This is a genomic window from Leucobacter massiliensis, assembly GCF_002982315.1.
Lineage (GTDB): Bacteria > Actinomycetota > Actinomycetes > Actinomycetales > Microbacteriaceae > Leucobacter > Leucobacter massiliensis.
In genome coordinates, this window is the sequence record NZ_MWZD01000012.1 from 86,252 (window position 1) to 107,495 (window position 21,244).

Below are 21,244 nucleotides of genomic sequence, written 5' to 3' on the forward strand. Positions count from 1 at the left end.
CGCATGAACGACGCAGAAACGCTGGTCGAGGTGGAAGACCTCCGCTACGCCTACCCCGCGCGCCGCAAGCTGCTCGCCCGCAGGCGGCAGCCCGCGCTCGCCGTCGACGAGGTCGGCTTCACGATCGGGCGCGGCGAGGTCGTCGCGCTCGTGGGTGAGAGCGGCTCCGGCAAGTCGACGATCGGGCGGCTCATCCTCGGCATGCTGCGCCCGGACGGCGGCAGCGTCCGCTTCGAGGGCCAGGACGTGCACGCGCTCGGCCGCCGTGCCAGCCGTGCCCACCGCCACAACTACCAGATGGTGTTCCAGGACCCCTACTCCTCGCTCAATCCGCGCATGCGCGTCGGCGACGCGGTGAGCGAGGCGCTGGCGATCACGAGCGAGCTGGACGCCTCGGCGCGCCGCGAGCAGGCAGAGGCGCTGCTGCGCCGTGTCCATCTCGACGCGGAGATCTTCGAGCGCCTGCCCGCTGAGCTCTCGGGCGGGCAGCGGCAACGCGTCGGCATCGCCCGGGCGCTCGCTGCACGCCCCAAGCTGATCGTCGCCGACGAGGCGCTCGCCTCGCTCGACGTCTCGATCCAGGCGCAGCTCGCCCAGGTCTTCGCCGAGCTGAACGCCGAGGAGGGGCTGTCGATGCTCTTCATCACGCACGATCTGGCGATGGCGCGCAGGCTCGCCTCCCGGATCATCGTGCTCAACCGCGGGCGCATCGTCGAGGAGGGCGCGACCGACGCGGTGATCCGCGCACCGCGCGACGCCTACACCCGCGCCCTCATCGACGCGGTGCCCATCGCGGATCCCGTGCTGGCTCGCGCCAGGCAGCGGGAGCGCCTCGCACGCCAGGGACACGCCGCGCAGGAGGACACACGCTCCACCACCCCCACCACCATCGAAAGGACCGCTCCGTGACCGACAGCTTCCCATTCCACCGCTTCGCAGGCTCCCACTTCGAGGTGGGCCGTCAGCACGGGGAGGCGCTGCGGCCGAGGATCCAGCTGCACCTCGAACGCCTGGAGCGGCGCTTCGCGCGGCAGGGCTTCACGCTCGAGCAGGCCGAGCAGGCCGCCCTCGGCTACCGGGAGGGCATCCGTTCCGCCTCGGCCGGCCTCGACGAGGAGATCAACGGCCTCTCGGCGGGCGCGGGGATCTCGCTCGGCGCCGCGTTCCTGCTGCAGCTGCGCGCCGAGGTTTTCGTCGAACTCGTCGGCCGCCACGGCGCAGAGCAGGAGTGCACGACCTTCGCGATCCTGCCGGAGCGTGCCGGCAAGGGGCGCGGATTCGTCGGCCAGAACGCGGATCTGCCGGCCATGTACCACGATCTGATGACGGTGGTCCGCATCGCCGTGGACGGTGAGCCGGAGGTGCTGATGGTCACCCCCGCCGGGCAGATCTCCTACATCGGCATCAACGACGCCGGGCTCGGCGTCTTCGCGAACTACCTCCACTGCCAGCGCTGGCGGGAGGGCTTCCCCCGTTACCTCTACACGCGCATCGCCCTGCTGGAGCGCACGGTCGCCGCCGCGGAGGAGGCGCTGCGCGGGCTGCACCGGGCCTCCTCGCGCAACATCATCATGCTGGACTCCGGCGGCCGCTCGGTCGACCTCGAGAACACGCCGGAGACGATGACCGCGCTGCACCCCGAGCACGGCGTGCTCGTCCACGCGAATCACTACCTGCACGAGGACTACGCCGTGAACGAGTCGAATCCCTGGGCCGAGAACTCGCGGATCCGGTACCGTCGGCTGCGCACGCAGATCGAGGAGGCCGGTGCGGTGATCGGGGAGGAGGAGATCGCGGCGATGCTGCGCGACCGGAGCGATGCCGGGGACGAGCTCTCGATCCACCCCGAGGACGACCGGCGCGACATCGACCCCGAGGACCGGAACATGACGGTCACCTCGGTGATCGCGGAGCCGGGGCGCGGGCAGATCTGGGTCGCGAGCGGCCCCCCGTCGCGCTTCGCCTACCAGCGCTACGCCTTCGACGACGCGGAGCTCCGCGCCGCCGACACCGCCCTCGACCCCACCGCGGCCTGAGCGGCCGCACGAGACCACTGGAGTGACCGATGAAGCCCACCACCCACGGAGAGCGCCTCTCCTTCTACCAGTTCGGTGCGACGACGATGTTCGCGAGCCGCATGGACCAGCGCTTCTCCTACTGCCTCTATGTGCCGGAGAGCTACGACGAGCAGCGGCCGGGAAGGTACTCGCTGGTCGTCGCCATCCACGGCACGGGGCGCGACGCGCCACGGCTGCGCAACGAGTTCATCGAGTTCGCCGAAGCCGAGCAGTGCGTGGTGCTCGTGCCCCTGTTTCCCGCGGGGATCGGTGAGCCGGGGGAGCTGAATGCCTACAAGTACCTGGTCGGGCCGGACGTGCGCTACGACCTGGTACTGCTCGATATGGTGGCGGAGGTCGAGGAGACGTACCGGCTCAGCTTCGAGACCTTCTTCCTGACGGGATTCTCCGGCGGAGCGCACTTCACGCACCGCTTCCTCTACGCCCACCCGGAGCGGCTGTTCGGCGTCTCGATCGTGTCGCCGGGCGTGGTGACCCTCTGCGATCCGGAGCTTCCCTGGCCCGCGGGCGTCTCCGGCCTCGAATCCGAGTTCGGCCGCGCCTTCGACGCGGACGCCGTCGCCCGCGTGCCGACCAACCTCGTCGTCGGCGACGAGGACACGGAGACCTGGGAGATCTCGGTCGCTCCGGGAAGCCCCGCCTACATCCCCGGGGTGAATGCCGCCGGGGTGACGCGCATCACCCGGCTCGATGCGCTCGCCGACTCCCTGCGACGCAACGGCAACGCGGTTACTGTCGATATCGTCCCCGGCGTGGCGCACGAGGGATACCATCTCCTCAAACCGACCTTCCGGGCACTGCGCACCCTGCTGCGCGAGGCCCGCGGAACGGAGCAGGAGACGCAGGTGCAGTCATGAAGCATGAGCCCGGCGAGGCGCAGCCCGACAATCCCGGTGACGTGCTCGAGCGCATCCGCGAGCGGCTGCCACGCCTCACGGCCGGCGAGTCGCGGATCGCGCAGTACATCGCCGAGCAGCCCGAGCAGGCGCTGCTCATGAGCGCCGTGCAGATCGGCGAGACGCTCGGCGCCAGCGACATGACCGTGCTGCGCACCGCACGATCACTGGGCTACGCCGGCTGGCCGGAGCTGCGACGCGCCCTCGGCTCGCAGCTCGCGCTCACCGTGCACCCGGCTAAGCGCCTCTCGACGCGGCTCACGGTGACCAAGCGCGAATCGCACGCGAGCCTGCTCGACATCGTGTTCGAGGAGGCGCGCGAGCGCCTCGCCACCTCGCGGGCCGCGCTCGACGCGAGCGAGTTCTCGCGGGCGGTGCGGATGGTCAGCGCGGCCTCGACCGTCCACGTCTTCGGCGTCGGCGTGTCATCGGTCTCGGCCGAGTACCTGACCGTGAAGCTGCTGCGGGAGGGCGTGCTCGCGAGGCACGCGAAGAACATGGGCTTCGCGTTCGCAGATGCGCTGCTGGCGCTGCGCGAGGGCGATCTGCTCGTCGCCTTCGCCCCCGGCCGGGAGTTCACGGAGCTCGATGTCGCCTTCGCAGAGGCGAGGCGTCTCGGCGTGTCGACGCTGCTGTTCACCGACAAGTACCGCGACGCGTACCTCGACCGCGTCGACTGCGTGCTGCGCACGGCGAGCTCGGCGGGCGGGCTCACGGGCGAGAACTTCCCGGCCATGGTCGCGGTCGACTCGCTCGTGCTCGCGCTCGGGCACGTCGACCCCGAGGGGGCGCTCGCCACATCACGCCGGTTGAACAAGCTGCGCCGCGCGCTGCGGCGCCGGCCCGGAAGCGGGCGGGCCGAGCCGGGCGGCCCGTCAGGCGGCCTGGCTGCCGCAGACTCCGGGCAGGAGGAGCGCAAGTGATGGAGCTCGTGGTCAATCCGGTGCCACCGGCGCTGCCGCGCGCCGAGGCCGAGTCCTTCGCCGCCCTGAGCCTGCCCACCCTCGGCCACTACCTGGAAGACGGATTCGTGGAACCGGCGATCCGCTGTCTGGTCCGCCCTGAGACGACCGTGGTGGGGACTGCCATGACCGTGCGCACGACGGCGAGCGACTCGACGGCCCTGCACCACGCGGCCGGCATGATCTTGCCGGGTCAGGTGATGGTCATCGACACCGGCGGGGACCACAGGCATGCGCCGCTCGGGGAGGTCGTGGCCACCCAGCTCAAGGTGCGGGGTGCGGCTGGGGTCGTCGTCGACGGCGTCGTGACCGATATCCGGGAGCTACGCCGGATCGGCGTGCCCGTCTACGCCCGGGGGACGAGCCTGCTGACGACCAAGCTGCACGGCAGCGGCGGCGGCGGGATCGGGGGGCCGCTCGTCTGCGGCGGGGTGAGCGTGGAGCCGGGCCATGTGGTGCTCGCGGACGAGAACGGGGTGCTCATCGCCTCGCGCGGCAGGCTCGACGGCGTGGCAGGGACGGCACGCGAGGACGATGCGGAGGAGCCCGAACTGCTGCGGGCGATCGAGGCCGGGGGCCTGCTGGGCGAGCTCAGCGGCGCGTCGGCCCTGGTGCGGCGGCTGAGCCGCGTCTCCGAGCTGCGCTGAGGACCCGGTTCGGCGGTGCGTCCCGCTGGCGCCCCGCCGAACCGGGTCCCCGGCTAGACGGGGTTCGCCGCGAGGCTCTCCGTGTTGAAGAGCACGACGGTGCTGTCGCCGTCGAGGCCGAGCGGTCCACGGGCGCGGTCCAGCACCCGGCGCGCACCGGCGAGCGTCGCAGCGCCGCAGGGCCCGCTGTCGACCCCTGCCTCACGCAGCTCGCGCACGGCGCACAGCGCCTCATCGTCGTCGACGAGCACCGCCGCGTCCACTCCGTCGCGGAGCACCGGCCAGGCCAGTTCGGACGGGGTGCCGCAGTTGAGCCCGAGCATCACCGTGCGTCCGGTGGGCACGGCCCGGGGCACCCCGGTGGTGAGGGCGTGCAGGATCGCGGGGGCCGCGACGGGCTCGACGACCGCGACGACGGGCGGCTCCTCGACGCCGCGGAAATGCGTGACGATCGCCTGCGCCAGCGAGCCGACCCCTGCGGGCGCGAGGGCGAGGTCGACGCGCGCATCGCCCGTCTCGCTGAGCTGGCACTCGAGTTCGGCGAGCATGGTGCTGTAGCCGTCGACGATCCAGCCCGGGATCTCGTGGTAGCCGGGCCAGGCGGTGTCCTGGATCACGAGTCCGTCCGTTGCTTGCTCGGAGGCGTGCTCGCGCATGGCGGCGACGACATCGTCGTAGGGGGCGTCGAGTTCGCGCACCTCGGCCCCTTCCGCGGCGATCGCCCGCTTCGCCTGCGCGGTGAGCGTGCCCGGGATGAACACGCGGCAGCCGAGGCCGATCGCGGCGGCGGTGCGTGCCACCGCGCGGCCGTGGTTCCCGTCGGTGGCGCAGATCAGCGTCACGGGAGGGTGTTCCGCCGCCGCGGCTCGGAGCCGCTCCACGGTCACTGCGGCACCGAGTCCCCACCGCGCTGCGAGGGCGCGGGCGATGGCGTAGGAGGCGCCGAGGATCTTGAAGGCGGGAAGCCCGAGCCGTGAGGATTCGTCCTTCAGCAGCACGCGGCGCACGCCGAGGGCGGAGGCGATGGCGGGCAGCTCGATCAGCGGCGTCGGGGCGTAGCCCGGCAGTGAGCGGTGGTAGGCAAGCACCTGCTCGCCGGGGCCGGTGAGCCGGTGCTGTCGCGCCGGCGGATTGAGATAGACGGTGTCGGTGGTTTCCATGCCTGCAGTGTGCCGGAGAACTCCATTCGACAACAGCGGATATTATCGGCGGATACCGTCCGCTGAATGCGGATGATAGTGGGAGGTGGGGCGTGTCGGAGATCCGTCGTCTGCAGACGTTCCTCGAGTTCGTTCGGCTCGGGACGGTGGCGGCCGTTGCCGAGGCCTCGCAGTACAGCACCTCTGCGGTGTCCCAGCAGCTCGAGCGGCTCGCGGCCGGGTTCGGGGTGCAGCTGCTCGAAGCCGATGGCCGGGGCCTGCGCCTCACCCCGGCGGGCGAGGTCCTCGCCGAACTCGCCCCCGGGCTGCTGGGCGACTGGGAGCTGATGCGTGCACGGCTCGACGCCACGCGGGGAGAGCTGCTGGGCACGGTGGCCGTGGCCGCCTTCCAGACGGGATGCCTGGCGTTCTTCCCCGCGCTCATCGCCGCGCTGCGCCAGCGGGCGCCGGGGATCGAGCTCGGCTGCGTGCAGGCGGAACCGGAGCGATCGTTGCCGGCGCTGCGAGCGCGCGAGATCGACATCGCCGTCGTCGAGCGCTACCCGGGACGCCCAGTGGAGCCGCATCCGGAGCTCGCCGAGACGCCGCTCGGCGAAGACGGCATGCTGCTCGCGGCCCCAGAGGCGTGGAGGCCATCGGAGGGGCTTGCCGGGCTTTCGGAGCGCCCGTGGGTGTTCGAGCCGCAGGGCAGCCCGGCTCGTGCGTGGGCGGAGTCGCTCTGCCACGAGGCGGGGTTCGCGCCGCGGATTGCGCACGAGACCTCCGACGTCGTCGTGCAGTGCGCGCTCGCGGCCTCCGGAGCTGCGGCGGCGCTGATTCCTGCCCTCACCCCCGAGTCATTGCGCGGGGGAGTGCACTGCGTGCCTCTGCCACGCGGCCACGCCCGGACGCTCGTCGCACTGACGCGCCGCAGTGCGGCGGAACGACCGGCGGTGCGCGCGACGCTCGCAGCGCTCGAATCCGTGGTGCGCGGATGAGGGGCTCAAGGCTCTGAGAGCACCAGGACCGAGCGGTATCGCGGATCCCCCCACCATGCCATCGCGTCGAGCTCGGCGGCAGCCATCGGGATGTCGCTCGCGTCCACCCAGCTCTCGCCGTGCGCCGTCTCGGCCCACGGGTCGTTGACGAGCAGGACGCCATCGCGGTGCGCGTGCGCCATGACCCAGTGCGGAACCGGCTCGCCGTGGAAGCGCGCCTCGTCGACGAGCACGAGCACGCGGCTGCCCCGGTCGATGGCGGCGATGATCTCGGCGATCCCGAACACCCGTTGCTCGATCTCGATCCCTGCCTCCGCGACGAGACGGACGTCCTCCTCGTTGGCAAAGGCCCGGGCGTCGCGGGGTTCCATCGGGTTCAGCTGCGGCGCCAGGAACTCGGTGTCGTAGGCGCGCATGGCGAAGCGGTCGCGGTCGACCTGCAGCGCGAGTGCCCAGACGCCGCAGCCCGTGAACCGCGTGGCCCGACGCCAGATGGCGCGTTCACGTTCGCGGTTCATGGACGGGCCTCCCCGCCGGTGGGCCTCGGCCATGAGGAGTGACGCAGGACCGCAGCTGAAGTCCGTCGTCTGCCGGTAGTAGGGAGCCGCGGTATGTGGCCACGGTTCGGCGTAGCGCACCCATGCCGTCGCGGGTGCTTCGGTGCCCGGGCCGGAGACGGCCGGAGCGGGCATGCGCTCGAAGCCGAGTTCCGCCGCAAGCTCGGCCCAGGCAGACCCCGGGTCCTCCCACTTCACGCTCACGGCTCCGTTCTCGAAGCAGATCCGCGCGCGGTCAGCGATGAGTGCGGCAATGCCCTCCGGGTCCCCCTCCACCCGGGAGAACTTGCGGCTCAGCGTGCCGGGGCGACCCGATTCGAGCAGCCAGGCGCCCGGTGCGCCCGGCTCGTCACCCAGGGAGTGCAGCTCTGGCGCGTAGCGCGCGTCGAGGCTCTCGGCTGGCAGGCCGAGCCGGGCTTCGATCTCGCGTGGGTTCTCGGTGACCGCGGCGGTGCGGACGGGGCTCATCAGTGTGCTGCCAATCTGCCGAGCGCTGCTCAGCCTCCGGGGACGGTGCCCCTCATCGCTCGCGGCGGTTCGGGCGCCGTCGAGAGGCCGTCTCTTCGCCAGATTATCTGAAGCGCGGGGCGGCCGACAAGCGATCGTGGTGCACGGTTGCGTGGCCCGCGGGGGGGGGGGCCGCCGCGGGGGTCCGCCCCGCCGTGAGGCGCACCCCGGCGCCGGGCCTCAGCCCTTGAAGGTCTCGAAGATCTTCGTGTAGTTCGTCATCTCCTCGTTGTTGCAGGGCCGCACCGGCTTCGCGAGCTCGTAGTCCTCCGGGATCACGATCGCCTCGCTGTCCGCGAGCTCCGGATCCATGAGCTCTTGCGTGCCCTCCACTCCTGAGGCGTACGCCTGGTAGTTCACCGCCACTGCCATGTTCTCGGGATCGAGCATCCAGTTCAGGAAGGTCTTCGCCTGGTCGACGTTCTGCGCGCCCACCGGGATGGTGAAGTTGTCCTGCCAGAGTGCGATCCCCTCCTCCGGGTAGACGTAGCGCAGTGACGGGCGCTCCTGCATGGCGCGGTGCGCGGCGCCGTTCCAGATCATCGCCATGGCCTGCTCGCCGTTTGCGAGACGCTCCAGGATCCCGTCGCTGTTGATCGTCGCGACGCGTGGCTTGAAGTCGACGAGCAGATCCTGCGCCGCCTGGAGCTCTGCGCCGTCGGTGGTGCAGAACTCCCCGCCGGTGACGCGCAGCGCGGAGTTGACGACCTCGCTCTGGTCGTTCATGGTGCCGACCTTGCCGGCGGACTCGGGCGGGTCGAAGTAGTCGGCCCAGGACGTCAGCTCTTCGTCGATGACCTCGGTGTCGTAGGCGAAGGAGGTGGTGCCGTACAGGTACGGAGTGGAGTACTTGCGCCCCTCATCGAAGTAGACGTCCATGAAGTCGTCCTCGATGTTTCCGCCGTTGGGCAGGCTGCTCGCATCGAACTCGAGCAGCAGGCCGTCATTCTTCAGGATCTCCACCATGTAGTCCGTGGGGACCACGACGTCGTAACCCGCTCCGTCGGAGGCGCGCAGTTTCGCCTCCAGGCTCTCGTTGCTGTCGTAGTAGTCGACGTTGAGGGTGATGCCCGTGTCCTCGGTGAACTTCTTCACCAGTTCCTCGGGGTAGTAGTCGCTCCAGGTGTAGAGGTTGAGCTCGCCGCTGCTCGCCTCGACGTATTCGCCTGCCGCCGCGCCGCCGCCCGCCTCGCCGCCGCTGTCGCTGACGCCGCCGCCGCAGGCGGTGAGCGCGAGCGCCCCGGCGGCGGTCAGCGCCAGCGCGGTGCCGATGCGCGCCCTTCGTGTTCTACGCATGCTGTCTGCTCCTTCGTTGTGATTGCAGGAATGTGATGGTGGTGACGACGATCGCGAGCACCAGCAGCAGCGTCGCGATGACGTTGACCGCCGGGCTGGCCCCGCGCCGGATCAGGCTGAAGAGGAACACCGGCAGCGGGGTCGCGCCCGAGGCCGAGAGGAAGTTCGAGATGATGAAGTCGTCGAGCGAGATGACGAAGGCGAGCACCGCCCCCGAGATGATTCCCGGTACCAGCAGCGGCAGCGTGATGCGACGGAACATCTGCCAGGTGCTCGCTCCGAGATCCGTGGCGGCCTCGAAGTAGGACCCGCCGAGGCCCTTCAGGCGGGCCCGGACCGGCATCAGTGCGAAGGGGATGCAGAACGAGGTGTGCGCGAGCATGAGCGCGAGGAGACCCGGCTGAAGCCCGATCATGCGGATGAACCCGAGCGTCGCGACCGCGAGCACGATCTCGGGGATGACGAGCGGCGCGGCCAGCACGGCGGTCGCGATCCCGCTGCCGCGGGCGCGGAGCTGGTCGACGGAGAGCGCGAACAGGATCGCGAAGACCGTCGACACGAGGGTCGCGACGATCGCGATCTGCAGGGAGACCACGAGGGAGTTCACGAGGTTCGCATTCTGGGCGACCTCACCGAACCAGCGAAGGCTGAAGCCCCTCCACACGAGCGCCGAGTCGCCGTCGTTGAAGGCGTAGACGGTCGTGATGAGGATCGGCAGGTACAGGAACACGATCCCGAAGACGGCGACTGGTGCGACCCCGGGGAAGTCGCGGAGCCGGAGAGCGCGCGCGGGCCTGCGGACCGGGGGGCGCGGGCCGGGCGACGGGGCTGCGGCCTCCTCCGGCGATGCGTCGCGGACGGGGCGGGAGCGGGCGATGGTCACAGCGAGATCTCCACCTTCTTCCCGGAGCGCCGGGAGTAGAGCGCGATCGCGATCAGCGCGAGCATCAGCACGATCAGGATGACGACGGACAGCGCGGCCCCGAACGGCCAGTTGCGGGCGTCGCCGAACTGGGAGGCGATGAGATTGCCGATCAGCAGGACCTTGCCGCCGCCCAGGAGCACCGGCTGCACATAGGAGCCGAAGGCCGGCATGAACACGAGCAGCACCCCGGAAACGATCCCCGGGGTCGCCAGGGGGAGGATCACGCGCCGCATCACGGTCGCCTTCCGCGCGCCGAGGTCGTAGGCGGCTTCGGCGAGTCGGAAGTCGAAGCTCGCGAGCGAGGCGTATATCGGCAGCACCATGAAGGGCAGGAAGGTGTAGATCAGGCCGAGCTGCGAGGCGAGCGGCGTGTACAGCAGTTCGAGCGGGGGCAGGCCCACGAGTTCGAGGCCGCTGTTGATGATGCCGTTGTCGTTGAGGATCAGCATCCACGCATAGGTGCGCACGAGCAGGTTCGTCCAGAAGGGGATCGTGATGAGCAGCACGAGCACGTTCTGCAGCCGTTCGGCGCGGGTGGCGATCCACAGGGCGATGGGGAACGCGAGCACGAGGCACACGAGCGTCGTGATCCCGCCCTGCAGAAGCGAGTCTCCGAACACGGAGAGATAGCGCGGGTCGAAGCTGGTCTCGCCGAGGAAGTTCGTCTGGAACAGGAAGTCTACGTAGGGGGCGAGCGTGAACTCGTACACGACTCCGCCGCCCTGTGGGGGACGTGACATCACGGAGAACACGATGATGACGATGAGCGGGCCGACCGTGAACAGCGCGGCGACCAGGAGCGCTGGCGTCACCCAGGGCCAGGGGAAGCGGCCGGGGGCGCGCCGCCGTCGGTGCGACCCGCTCAGTGGCACCATGTTGACGCCCGTACGGTCGTCGAGCCGGGTGCTCATGCGGCCTCCGGTGCGGCGTCGGGGTCGATCGGGAGCGGCGCGGTGGAGGCGGGGGCGAGTGGGCGCAGCGCCTCCGCCTCCGCGTAGAGGGACACCGTCGCATCGGGTCGGATCGTCGCGTCGAAGGGCGGAGGGATCCGGACCGCGAGTTCGGTGCCGTCCTCCAGCCGCACCGTGCAGCGCAGGTCGGTCCCCATGTAGACGAGCTTCACGATGCGCCCGCTCGCGAAGCGCTCGCCGCCGGGACTGAAGCGGATGCGCTCGGGCCGGATCGTGAGGGTGACGGTGCCGTCGGGGGCGGGGACCGTCTTCGGCAGCACGACGGGGTCGCCGCCCGGGAGGGCGGCGACGAGGCGTTCGCTTCCCTCGCTCCCGTCGCTCCCGTCGCCGGGCTGCCGCACGACCGGGGCGTCGACGAAGTTGGTCTCCCCGATGAAGTCGGCGACGAAGCGGCTGACGGGCCGCTCGTAGAGATCCTCAGGGGAGCCGATCTGCTCGATCTTGCCCTGGTTGAAGACGGCGATGCGGTCGCCCATGCTCAGCGCCTCCTCCTGATCATGCGTGACGAACACGAAGGTGACCCCCGTGGTGCGCTGCAGGCGTTTCAGCTCCGACTGCATGCTGCGCCGCAGCTTCAGATCGAGCGCGGCGAGGGGCTCGTCGAGCAGCAGCACCTCGGGCTCTTTCGCGAGGGCGCGGGCGAGGGCTACGCGCTGCTGCTGCCCGCCCGAGAGCTGCGCGGGCTTGCGCTTGGCCATGCCCTCCAGGCGGACGAGCTCGAGCATCGCGGCGACGCGTTCGCGGATCTGCGGCTTCGGCCGCCGCTCCATCTCGAGTCCGAAGGCGATGTTCTCGGCGATGGTGAGGTGCGGGAACAGCGCGTAGGACTGGAATACGGTGTTCACCGGCCGCGCGTGCGGGGCGAGCTGGTCGATGCGCCGGTCGCCGATCCGGATCTCGCCGGCGTCGAGGCTCTCCAGTCCCGCGATGGCGCGCAGGAGCGTCGTCTTGCCGCAGCCTGAGGGGCCGAGCATCACGAAGAACTCGCCCTGCGCGATCGTGAAGGTGACCTCGTCGATCGCGTTGACGTGCGTCTTCTCCGGCGTGACGAAGGTCTTGCGCGCCCCCGAGATGGTGAGGGATCTCGTGGGCGGCTCCGGGAGGTGCGCGGTTCCGGCCGCGGTCATGGCGGTGTTCGACAGCGACATGCGGTCCCCATTCCTGCGTCGATGCACGGTGTTGTCGCATAAAGCTAATGTCATTAGATTTAGAGCGCAAGAGCCGTTATCGAAGCGTTCCCGTTCCGACTCGGCCCCGAAACCGGGGCCCGCGGGCGTCGGCGCGGGTGAAGGGAAGAACGATGGAGCACAGGGCCGCCCCGCAGCGGGCGCCGCGTCGCACGGGCCGACCGTCGCGGCCCCCGCTCACCGAGGAGGACATCGCACGGGCGGCGCTCGCGATCATCGATGAGCGCGGCTGGGCGGCGTGCACGATGGCGCGCCTCGCCGAGCGCCTGGGGGTGCGCGCGCCCTCGCTCTACCACCATGTGGACGGGCAGCGCGGCGTCATCGAGCTGGTGCGGGGACTGATCGTGCGCGAGATCACGGATGCCGCGGATCTCAGTCTCCCGTGGCGCGCAGGCATCCAGAGCTTCGGCGTCGCCTACTACCGCGCGTTCTCGCGGCACCCGAACGCGATTCAGGTGCTCAGCACGACGCCGGTCCGCAACGCGGAGACACTACGCATGTACGAGGCCTTCCTCGGCATGCTCGTCCGTGACGGCTGGGAGGTCGCGAGCGCCTTTGAGGCACTGATCGGGCTCGAATACCTCGCCCTCGGCTTCGCCTACGACTGGAATGCCGAGGATGTCCTGCTCGATCACGAGCTCATCGCCGGGCGGCGGCTCCCGCTGCTCGCCGAGGTCACGCGCGGGCAGCGGGAGCAGCGCGTGGTTGCCGAGTCGACATTCCTGAGCCTGCTCTCGCACTACGGCGAGATGTTCCTCGGGCCGGAGGAGCGGGGCGCCGGCTGAGCTCGCGTCACCCGCGGGCGAGCGCCGCCGCGTGGGCGGCGGCGGGGGTCGCGAGCGTGCGGCGCAGGCGCAGATAGCACTCCGCGCTGCGGGCGCCGGGCCAGTCGGGCGGCAGCATGGCGGGCGGCAGGCCCGGGTCCAGGTAGGGGATGGGCCGCCACGCGTCGAGCGCGGCGATCCACAGCCTGAACGCGTGCGCGTCCGAGGGCTCCGCCTCCCAGGCGTCGAGGGCGGTCGCGTGCGCGGCGAGGAAGCGCTCGTGCAGCAGGCGGATCGCCGCGAGATCCCACCACTGCCCGGCGAGCTCGCGCGGTGAGAGCGCGCCGCGCACCTCGTGGCTCACGAACAGCGTCACCCGATCCGCGAGGCCCAGACGCCGCACGATCCCCTCCGCCTCCGCGAGCAGGACGGCGGGCAGGATCCACAGGCCCTGGGAGACGTTGCCGGCGCCGATCCACGACAGCCTGCGGCGTAGTTGATGCCGCTGGTGCCGCAGGCTCTCGGGCACGCTGAACGACACGAGGCACCACGGGTCGCCGTCGCGCATGGCGCGCGGCTCGCGAATGCGCCGGTCGCCGCGCGCCAGCAGTTCGCTCGCGGCGGGGCTCAGCGCGTACCCCGCGCGCGGTCCTCGCCGTTCGGCGACGATCAGCCCCTTCGCGCGCACGCGGGCGAGGGCCGTGCGGCCGCGTTCCGGGCTCACGCCCACGCCGCGCAGCAGTTCGACGAGGACGGTGCTCGGCAGCCAGTCGCCGTGCTCGCGCAGCACCTCGCCCGCGATCGTGCGCACGAGCGAGGTGGCGCTGCCGGGGCGGGAGTCGAGGTCGTCGAGCAGCTCCGGCGCGGTCCCGGCCGCGGCCGGAGGCGCGGGGTCCGAGCCGGGAAGGGCCGAGGCGGTCACTGCCGCGCACCCGGCGGGGCCGCGGCTGCTTCGTCGCAGCGCTCGGCGAAGGCGAGCCACGCGACGAGTTCGGCCGCGGTGTGCGGCAGGGGGCCGGGAGCCGCGATCAGGCCCGCCGGAGCCGTGGCGGGCATCACCGCCTCGCGGAGGCGTGCGCCGTCCAGGCCGATCTGGCCCAGCAACTCGATCTCGCGCTCGTTGACGCCGGGCGGTGCCGGCCCGTTGCCGAGGTCGGTGCCGTAGGCGATGCGGCCGCCGATCGCCGCGTAGCGGGCGGCGTTGCCGAGGGCGCGGTCGAGCTCGGCGCCCGAGTGGATGGCGAGCGTCGAGATCCACTCGACGCCCCGCTCGGCCGCGTCCTCGAGCAGTGCGTCCGGCAGGCGCTCGGTCCACGGGACGTGAACGAGCACGTCGACTCCCGCCGCGATCGCCCGCTGCGCCTGGCCGGCGCCCTCGGCGTGGGCGAGCGCAGGCAGCCCGGCCGCGCGCGCCGCGGCGATGAGTGCGGCGAGCGCTTCGTCGGAGAGCTGGGGGAAGTCCGCGTGCAGGGTGATCTTGATCGCCGAGGACCCCGATGCCCGGGCCTCCTGCACCGCGGCCTCGGCGTCGGCGGGCGAGGCGATCCCGCGCACCGCGCCGGTGGGCGCCCACGCCCGCCCGCTCGGGTACCCGCCCGGCGCCGAGTGGAACGGGCCGGCGTAGCGCACGCGCGTGGCCCGGGGACCGCGGCCCAGCTCCGTCGCGATGCGCCGGATCGCGACGGGATCCCAGCCCAGGTCGTGCACCTCCACGACGGGCCCGCCGCGCAGCTCCGGTGCGGCGACGAGCCCGAGGTGCACGTGGCGGTCCACCACCCCGGGCGCGATCACCGGGGCGTCGGATCCCGGACCGATTTGCGACCCGGATCCCGGATCGCCGTGCGATCCCGAACCCGCGCCGGCTCCCGAGCCAGCCACGGCCTCAGCCACGCAGCTCCTCGATCTCGGTGCGCACCGAGATGAGTTCGGGGAAGAAGGTGAGGTCGAGCGCCCGCTTCAGGAAGCCGACGCCGCTCGACCCGCCGGTGCCGCGCTTGAAGCCGATGGTGCGCTGCACGGTGCTCATGTGGCGGAAGCGCCAGAACTGGAACGCGTCCTCGATGTCGACGAGCGTCTCGCAGGCCTCGTACACGTCCCAGTGCCCGTCCACGTCCTCGTAGATCGCCTTGAGCACCGGGATCAGCTCGGGGCGCTCCGTCCAGGCCTCGGAGACATCGCGCTGCAGCACCGATGCGGGGATGGCGTAGCCGCGGCGGGCGAGGAGGCGCAGGAAGCAGTCGTAGACCGTCGGCTCGTGCAGCAGGGCTTCGAGTTCGGCGTGCTGCGGCCTGCCCTCGAAGACGGCGAGCATGGCGGCGTTCTTGTTGCCGAGGAGGAACTCGATCGCGCGGTACTGGTACGACTGGAAGCCGCTGGACGGGCCGAGCACGCTGCGGAACTCCGCGTACTCGGCGGGTGTGAGGGTGGCGAGCACCGACCACTGCTCGGCGAGGGTGCGCTGGATGTGCTTGACGCGGGAGAGGGCCTTCAGTGCGCGGGTGAGCCGGTCCTCGTCGAGGAAACGGCGCACGGCGCGCAGCTCGTGCAGCACGAGCTTGAGCCAGAGCTCGGTGGTCTGGTGCTGGATGATGAACAGCAGCTCGTCGTGGTGCTCGGGCCGGCTCACCGGCGACTGCGCGGAGAGCAGGGTGTCGAGGCCGAGGTAGCTGCCGTAGTCCATGTCGCTGCTGAAGTCGGTCTGGATCCCGCCCTCGAGATCGCGTACGCCGTCCTGGATCGTCATCGCTGCTCCTTCGCCGGCTGCAGTGCCGCTCGGCGGCGCCTTCCGCCGCTGCGCCGAGCGTATCAAGAACGTGGCGACCGTCTCAATCATGAAATTGCGCGCTTCGGAGCGGGCAGCGCATGCGGTGGCGGGTGCGGGCGGGCCCGGGTGGATGCGCCGAGCATCCGGCAGATGCAACGATAGAGACGGTGCGCACACGCGCGCCGATCATCACGACGGGAAATGATAAATCATGGCGAAGTATCGAGTTCAGAACCCCGCGACGGGGGAGATTGTCGAGACCTTCGAATCAGCCAGCGACGAGCGGGTCGAGCAGCAGCTCGCGGCCGCCGACGCCGCCTATCGCGAGTGGCGGGAGCGGAGCGTGCAGGAGCGCGCCGCGATCGTGAAGCGCGTCGCGGAGCTCTTCGCGGAGCGCCGCGAGGAGCTCGCCCGGATCATCGCGACCGAGATGGGCAAGTCGATCGCGGAGAGCCTCGACGAGGTGGACTTCGCGACGGACATCATCGAGTACTACGCGGTCTACGGGCCCGGCCTCATCACCGATGCCGAGATCCCGAGCACGATCCCGGGCAAGGCCATCATCGAGCAGCTGCCGGTGGGCGCGCTGCTCGGCGTGATGCCCTGGAACTTCCCCTACTACCAGGTGGCGCGCTTCGCCGCCCCCAATCTGGTGCTCGGCAACACGATCCTCCTCAAGCACGCCGATATCTGCGCGCGCTCGAACCTCGCGATCCAGGAGATCATGGAGGAGGCGGGGGTGCCCGCCGGCGGCTACCAGGCACTCTTCACCTCGCACGACCAGATCGCGACGATGATCGCGGATCCGCGCGTCCAGGGCGTCTCGCTGACCGGCTCGGAGCGGGCGGGTGCGATCATCGGCGCGCAGGCCGGCACCCACCTGAAGAAGTGCGTGCTCGAACTCGGCGGCATCGACCCGATGGTCGTGCTCGATAGCGACGACGTCGCGGCGGTGGCGAAGGCGGCGTGGGAGTTCCGCACCTACAACGGCGGTCAGGTCTGCAACTCGAACAAGCGCCTCATCGTGATGGACGACATCTATGACGAGTTCGTCGCCGAGCTGGTGCAGCTCGCCGAAGGCCTGAAGCCCGGCGACCAGCTGAACCTCGGCGAGGGCGAGTACGTGCCGCTGTCGACCCGCGCCGCCGCCGAGACGGTCCACGCGCAGGTGCAGCAGGCCGTCGCGGAGGGGGCGAGGCTGCTCGCCGGCGGCGAGCTCTCCGAGGGGCCGGGCGCCTACTACTCGCCGGCCGTGCTCGTCGACGTGCCCCGCGACTCGAAGTCGTACGGCGAGGAGATCTTCGGCCCGGTCGCGACGGTCTACCGGGTGCACAGCGACGAGGAGGCGCTGGAGCTTGCCAACGACTGCGCGCTCGGCCTGGGCGGTTCGGTGTTCTCCACGGATGAGGCGCGGGCCGCACGGGTGGCCTCGCGGCTCGAGGTGGGCATGGCGCACGTCAACACGATCGCCGCCGAGGCGGCCGAGCTGCCCTTCGGTGGCGTGAAGCGCTCCGGCTTCGGCCGCGAGATGGGGCCGCTGGGCATCGGAGAGTTCGCCAACAAGCGGCTCTACTTCGTCGCGAAGTAGGCGGGCCGGGCCCGTGATCGGGCCTCTCGGCCGGAGGCGGGGGTGCGGTATCAGCGCGCGGCGCGATCCCGCCCCCCCGCCTGCCGCGCACCCCGGCGCCGCGCCGCGAGCCGCTTGCCGAGCAGCCCGTGGCGCGGGCTGAGCAGGTAGACGAGCGCGAAGGCGCAGCCCTGCACCACGACGACGAGCCCGCCCGGGGAGGCGTCGAGCCAGTAGCTCAGGTAGATGCCCAGCACGGAGCACAGCGCGGAGACGGCGGGCGCGATCACGAGCATGCGCCCGAAGCGATCGGTCAGCAGGTAGGCCGTGGCGCCCGGGATGATGAGCATGGCGACGACGAGGATCACGCCGACGAGCTGGATCGCGACCACCGAGGTGAGCGCGAGCAGGCCCAGCAGCAGCGCGCCGAGGAAGCGCGGTGACAGGCCGATCGCGTGCGCGTGCGTGGGATCGAAGGCGTAGAGCGTGAGATCGCGGCGCTTGGCCACGAGCACGACGAAGGCGATCGCCGCCAGCACGCCGATCTGCAGCAGGTCCCCGTTCGAGACCCCGAGGATGTTGCCGAAGATGATGTGGTTGAGATCGGTCTGGCTGGGGGTCACCGAGATGAGCACGAGGCCGAGCGCGAAGAGCGTGGTGAAGACGATGCCGATCGCCGCGTCCTCCTTCACGCGGCTCGTGCCGCGGATCGCCCCGATCAGCGCGACCGACAGGAAGCCGAAGGCGAGCGCACCGAGCGCGAAGGGCGCCCCGAAGATGTAGGCGATCACCACGCCGGGCAGCACGGCGTGCGAGACGGCGTCGCCCATCAGCGACCAGCCGATGAGCACGAGCCAGCACGAGAGCAGCGCGCACACGACCGCCGCGATCACCGTGGTGAGCAGGGCGCGCAGCATGAAGTCGTACTGCAGGGGTTCCAGGATCAGCTCGATGGGGTTCACGAGGACGCACCCCCGAGCACGTCGAGGCCGAAGGCGAGCGCGAGCCGCTCCGGGCGCAGCGCCTCCGCCACCGTGCCGTGGAAGAGCACGCGGCGCAGGAGCAGCACGGCCTCGTCGGCGAGCTGCGGCAGCGCGTGCAGATCGTGGGTGGAGACGAGGACGGTGCGTCCGTCGTCGGCGAGCTCGCGCAGCAGGCGCACGATGGTCGCCTCGCTGCGCTTGTCGACGCCGGCGAAGGGCTCGTCGAGGAGGAGGATCCGCGCCTCCTGCGCGATCCCGCGCGCCACGAAGGCCCGCTTCTTCTGCCCGCCCGAGAGCTGCCCGATCTGCCGGTCCGCGAGCTCGCTCAGCTCGACACGGGCGAGCGCCGCGTCGACGGCGGCGTGGTCGGCGGCTCGGGGGCGGCGGGTCCGGCCCTGGTGCCCGTAGCGGCCCATCATCACCACGTCCCGCACCGACACGGGGAAGGCCCAGTCCACGTCCTCGCTCTGCGGCACGTAGCCGACGAGCCCGCCCCTGCGCGCGGCGGCCTGCCCGTCTCCGGCGATCCGCACGCTCCCCGCATCGGGTCGCACCATGCCCATGATCGCCTTGAACAGCGTCGACTTACCCGAGCCGTTCATCCCGATCAGGCCGGTCACCCGTCCGGCGGGCACCTCGACGGTGACGCCGTCGAGGGCGAGGTGCTCGCCGTAGCGCACCGCGAGGTTCCGCACCGAGATCCCGCCTCCCGCGGCACCGCTCCCGCTGTCCGGGCCCGGATCGCCCACCCGCTCCGCCCGGGCGTTCATCGCGTCTCCCCGGTGAGGCCGGCGAGGATCACCTCGGTGTCGTGGCGGATCAGCTCGAGGTAGCTGGGCACTGGCCCGTCGGGCTCGGAGAGCGAGTCGACGTAGAGGGTGCCGCCGAAGACGGCGTCGCTCGCCTCGACGACCTGCCGCATGGGCTTGTCCGAGACGGTCGACTCGCAGAACACGGCCGGCACCTCGTTCTCGCGCACGAACTCGATGGTCGTGGCGATCTGCTGGGGGGTGGCCTGCTGCTCGGCGTTGACGGCCCAGATGTAGCGCTCCTCGAGTCCGGCGTCGCGGGCGAGGTACGAGAAGGCGCCCTCGCAGCTGACCAGCGCGCGCTGCCGCTCGGGCAGGGCGGCGAGCTCGCTCGTGAGCTCGTCGTGGATCTGCTGGAGCTCGGCGCGGTACGCCTCGCCGTTCGCCGCGAAGTCGTCGGCGTGCTCGGGGGCGAGCTCGCTGAACGCCTCGACCATGTTGTCGACGTAGATCTGCGCGTTCAGCGGGCTCATCCAGGCGTGCGGGTTGGGCTTGCCGGCGTAGGCGTCCTCGGTGATGTCGATCGTCTCGACGCCCTCGGAGACGACCACGTGCGGCACGTCGAGCGGTTCGACGAACTGCGCGAACCACGATTCGAGGCCGAGCCCATTGTCGAGGATCAGCTCGGCCTTCGAGGCCCGGGCGATGTCGCCCGGGGTGGGTTCGTAGCCGTGGACCTCGGCCCCGGCCTTGGTGATCGACTGCACTTCAAGATGCTCCCCGGCGACCTGCTGGCCGATGTCGGCCAGCACCGTGAAGGTGGTGAGCACGACGGGCTTGCCGCCCTGGCCGGTGGCTGCTCCTCCGGCCCCCGGCGCTCCGCCGCCGGCGCACGCGGTGAGCCCGATCGCGGCGAGCGCGGCGGTGGCGATGGCGGTGAGCGGGCGGGGGCGGAAGCGCATGGACGGTCCCTTCTCGGCAGGATGAAGTTAAAAGTTCGACGGGACGAACTCTGGGTACTATACGGCCGAAGTCGCATGGGGATCAAGGCGCTTGCGTTTCGGGCGCGGATCGGCGTCCGGATCATCGGACCCTCCCGGCCGGGCTCGCCGGAGGCGCGCTTCCGCGCGATCACGGGCGAGGTCCCGCTCGCGCGAGCGGTGTCACGGAGGACGCCCGCCGCCCGCCGCCGGGGCAGCGCATCGCGCCCGCGGGAGCCTGACCCAGCTCCAGATGCCGTATGGAGCGGGGGAGAGATGCCGTAATTCATCCGAGACATCCGCGCACTACACTCGGGGGCGAGATTCCATATCCGGGCGAGACCCGGACTTCGCAACCTGGAGGGTCAATGAAGATTCGATACGCGATCCCCGCAATCGCCGCCGCAGCCGTGCTCGCGCTGACGGGGTGCGTCAACAACGCCGAGAACGAGGGCGGCGGATCCGGCGGTGAGCAGGGCGGCTCGACGGCGAGCATCCAGCCCGATCAGGCCGCCGTCGATCTGCTGCCCGCGGAGCTGAAGGACTCGGGCGTGCTGCGCATCGGCACCGACGCCGAGTACCCGCCGAACGAGTACAAGGACGCCGACGGCAACCCGACCGGCTGGGGCGTCGAGCTCGCCGAGGCGGTCTCCGCGAAGCTCGGCCTCGAGCCCGAGTGGGAGATCCTGAGCTTCGACAGCATCATCCCGCGCATCCAGGAGGGTGCGCTCGACATGGGCTCCTCCTCCTTCACCGACACCGTCGAGCGCCAGCAGTCCGTCGACTTCGTCAACTTCCTCAACGCGGGCACGCAGTGGGCCGCCCCCGTCGGCAGCGACGTCGACCCCGACGACGCCTGCGGCCTCACCATCGCCGTGCAGGCGACCACCGTGCAGGACACCGAGGAGCTCCCCGCGAAGTCCAAGGCGTGCACCGACGCCGGCAAGCCCGCGATCGAGATCCTGCGCTTCGACGGCCAGCCCGAGGCCACCCAGGCCGTGGTCGACGGCCGCGCCGACGCCTTCTCCGCCGATCTGCCGGTGACGGGCGACGCCGTCGCCAAGCTGAAGGGCCAGCTCGAGACCATCGGTGACGTCTTCGACGCGGCACCGTACGGCTTCGCGACGCAGAAGGGCAGCGACACCACCCAGGCCGTGCAGGCGGCGCTGCAGTCGCTCATCGACGATGGCACCTACCTCGAGATCCTCACCGGCGCCGGAGTCGAGTCGGGTGCGCTGACCGAGGCCACCATCAACGCCGGCACCGAGTAGGCG

General features: G+C 71.1%; 21 protein-coding genes. 9 read left to right on the forward strand and 12 right to left on the reverse strand.

The genetic code is table 11. The annotated features are described in order from the left end of the window. Positions 1–3: 3 nt before the first annotated feature. From B4915_RS01455 to B4915_RS01475, 5 genes are read left to right on the forward strand one after another with little or no spacing between them, the layout of a single operon-like run. On the forward strand, positions 4–909 hold the full coding sequence (locus B4915_RS01455; protein ID WP_105804072.1) for an ABC transporter ATP-binding protein: 906 nt from the start codon (positions 4–6) through the stop codon (positions 907–909). Next, positions 906–2,036 carry a C45 family autoproteolytic acyltransferase/hydrolase gene (locus B4915_RS01460; RefSeq protein WP_105804073.1) on the forward strand — a complete coding sequence of 377 codons (1,131 nt, stop codon included), beginning with the start codon at positions 906–908 and terminating at the stop codon, positions 2,034–2,036. Before B4915_RS01455 ends, B4915_RS01460 begins: the two co-directional genes overlap by 4 nt. Before the next feature lie 29 nt (positions 2,037–2,065). Then, positions 2,066–2,935 carry an alpha/beta hydrolase family protein gene (locus B4915_RS01465; protein WP_181158419.1) on the forward strand — a complete coding sequence of 290 codons (870 nt, stop codon included), beginning with the start codon at positions 2,066–2,068 and terminating at the stop codon, positions 2,933–2,935. Then, complete coding sequence (locus B4915_RS01470) at positions 2,932–3,897, forward strand: MurR/RpiR family transcriptional regulator (RefSeq protein ID WP_105804074.1); 966 nt, start codon at positions 2,932–2,934, stop codon at positions 3,895–3,897. Before B4915_RS01465 ends, B4915_RS01470 begins: the two co-directional genes overlap by 4 nt. Beyond that, complete coding sequence (locus B4915_RS01475) at positions 3,897–4,583, forward strand: RraA family protein (protein ID WP_105804075.1); 687 nt, start codon at positions 3,897–3,899, stop codon at positions 4,581–4,583. Before B4915_RS01470 ends, B4915_RS01475 begins: the two co-directional genes overlap by 1 nt. 53 nt (positions 4,584–4,636) lie before the next feature. On the opposite strand, the gene B4915_RS01480 is transcribed toward B4915_RS01475, so the two are convergent. Further along, on the reverse strand, positions 4,637–5,743 hold the full coding sequence (locus B4915_RS01480; RefSeq protein ID WP_105804076.1) for a diaminopropionate ammonia-lyase: 1,107 nt from the start codon (positions 5,741–5,743) through the stop codon (positions 4,637–4,639). Positions 5,744–5,835: 92 nt separating this feature from the next. Here B4915_RS01480 and B4915_RS01485 point away from each other — a divergent pair, with 92 nt between their 5' ends. After that, on the forward strand, positions 5,836–6,720 hold the full coding sequence (locus tag B4915_RS01485) for a LysR family transcriptional regulator (RefSeq protein WP_105804077.1): 885 nt from the start codon (positions 5,836–5,838) through the stop codon (positions 6,718–6,720). Positions 6,721–6,725: 5 nt separating this feature from the next. Here the strand turns inward: B4915_RS01485 and B4915_RS01490 are convergent, their stop codons facing one another. The 5 genes from B4915_RS01490 to B4915_RS01510 all read right to left on the reverse strand — a co-directional run bounded on the left by B4915_RS01490 (position 6,726) and on the right by B4915_RS01510 (position 12,124). After that, positions 6,726–7,745 (reverse strand): peptidase C39 family protein, encoded by a 1,020-nt coding sequence (locus tag B4915_RS01490; RefSeq protein ID WP_105804078.1) that lies wholly within the window; start codon positions 7,743–7,745, stop codon positions 6,726–6,728. 219 nt (positions 7,746–7,964) lie between these two features. Beyond that, positions 7,965–9,080 carry an extracellular solute-binding protein gene (locus tag B4915_RS01495; RefSeq protein WP_105804079.1) on the reverse strand — a complete coding sequence of 372 codons (1,116 nt, stop codon included), beginning with the start codon at positions 9,078–9,080 and terminating at the stop codon, positions 7,965–7,967. Next, on the reverse strand, positions 9,073–9,963 hold the full coding sequence (locus tag B4915_RS01500; protein ID WP_245907287.1) for an ABC transporter permease: 891 nt from the start codon (positions 9,961–9,963) through the stop codon (positions 9,073–9,075). Before B4915_RS01500 ends, B4915_RS01495 begins: the two co-directional genes overlap by 8 nt. Next, a complete protein-coding gene (locus tag B4915_RS01505) occupies positions 9,960–10,916 on the reverse strand; it encodes an ABC transporter permease (protein WP_105804080.1) in 957 nt (318 codons plus the stop codon). Before B4915_RS01505 ends, B4915_RS01500 begins: the two co-directional genes overlap by 4 nt. Beyond that, positions 10,913–12,124, reverse strand: coding sequence for an ABC transporter ATP-binding protein (locus B4915_RS01510; protein ID WP_219845067.1), 1,212 nt, complete (start codon positions 12,122–12,124; stop codon positions 10,913–10,915). The genes B4915_RS01505 and B4915_RS01510 overlap by 4 nt, the downstream gene beginning before the upstream one ends. A gap of 152 nt (positions 12,125–12,276) precedes the next feature. On the opposite strand from B4915_RS01510, the gene B4915_RS01515 reads away from it, so the two are divergent. Further along, on the forward strand, positions 12,277–12,948 hold the full coding sequence (locus B4915_RS01515; RefSeq protein WP_181158420.1) for a TetR/AcrR family transcriptional regulator: 672 nt from the start codon (positions 12,277–12,279) through the stop codon (positions 12,946–12,948). Between the two features lie 7 nt (positions 12,949–12,955). Here the strand turns inward: B4915_RS01515 and B4915_RS01520 are convergent, their stop codons facing one another. Genes B4915_RS01520 through B4915_RS01530 form a run of 3 tightly spaced genes read right to left on the reverse strand, consistent with a single transcriptional unit; the run spans position 12,956 to position 15,670 of the window. Continuing rightward, on the reverse strand, positions 12,956–13,849 hold the full coding sequence (locus B4915_RS01520) for a PaaX family transcriptional regulator (RefSeq protein WP_219845068.1): 894 nt from the start codon (positions 13,847–13,849) through the stop codon (positions 12,956–12,958). Further along, entirely contained in the window at positions 13,846–14,817 is a 972-nt protein-coding gene (locus tag B4915_RS01525; RefSeq protein ID WP_245907288.1) for an amidohydrolase family protein, read from the reverse strand. Before B4915_RS01525 ends, B4915_RS01520 begins: the two co-directional genes overlap by 4 nt. Beyond that, entirely contained in the window at positions 14,810–15,670 is an 861-nt protein-coding gene (locus B4915_RS01530; protein WP_105804082.1) for a tryptophan 2,3-dioxygenase, read from the reverse strand. The genes B4915_RS01525 and B4915_RS01530 overlap by 8 nt, the downstream gene beginning before the upstream one ends. 232 nt (positions 15,671–15,902) lie before the next feature. Here B4915_RS01530 and B4915_RS01535 point away from each other — a divergent pair, with 232 nt between their 5' ends. Then, positions 15,903–17,279, forward strand: a complete 1,377-nt coding sequence (locus tag B4915_RS01535) for an NAD-dependent succinate-semialdehyde dehydrogenase (RefSeq protein WP_105804083.1) — start codon at positions 15,903–15,905, stop codon at positions 17,277–17,279. Between the two features lie 50 nt (positions 17,280–17,329). On the opposite strand, the gene B4915_RS01540 is transcribed toward B4915_RS01535, so the two are convergent. The 3 genes from B4915_RS01540 to B4915_RS01550 are packed head-to-tail and all read right to left on the reverse strand — an operon-like array spanning position 17,330 to position 19,952. Beyond that, positions 17,330–18,220: a metal ABC transporter permease gene (locus B4915_RS01540; RefSeq protein WP_105804084.1), complete on the reverse strand. Its 891-nt coding sequence runs from the start codon at positions 18,218–18,220 to the stop codon at positions 17,330–17,332. After that, a complete protein-coding gene (locus tag B4915_RS01545) occupies positions 18,217–19,011 on the reverse strand; it encodes a metal ABC transporter ATP-binding protein (RefSeq protein ID WP_105804085.1) in 795 nt (264 codons plus the stop codon). The genes B4915_RS01540 and B4915_RS01545 overlap by 4 nt, the downstream gene beginning before the upstream one ends. Continuing rightward, the gene (locus B4915_RS01550; protein WP_105804086.1) at positions 19,008–19,952 is read right to left on the reverse strand and encodes a metal ABC transporter substrate-binding protein; all 945 of its coding nucleotides are present in this window, start codon (positions 19,950–19,952) and stop codon (positions 19,008–19,010) included. The genes B4915_RS01545 and B4915_RS01550 overlap by 4 nt, the downstream gene beginning before the upstream one ends. A 386-nt stretch (positions 19,953–20,338) precedes the next feature. On the opposite strand from B4915_RS01550, the gene B4915_RS01555 reads away from it, so the two are divergent. After that, complete coding sequence (locus tag B4915_RS01555; RefSeq protein ID WP_105804087.1) at positions 20,339–21,241, forward strand: ABC transporter substrate-binding protein; 903 nt, start codon at positions 20,339–20,341, stop codon at positions 21,239–21,241. Positions 21,242–21,244 lie beyond the last annotated feature (3 nt).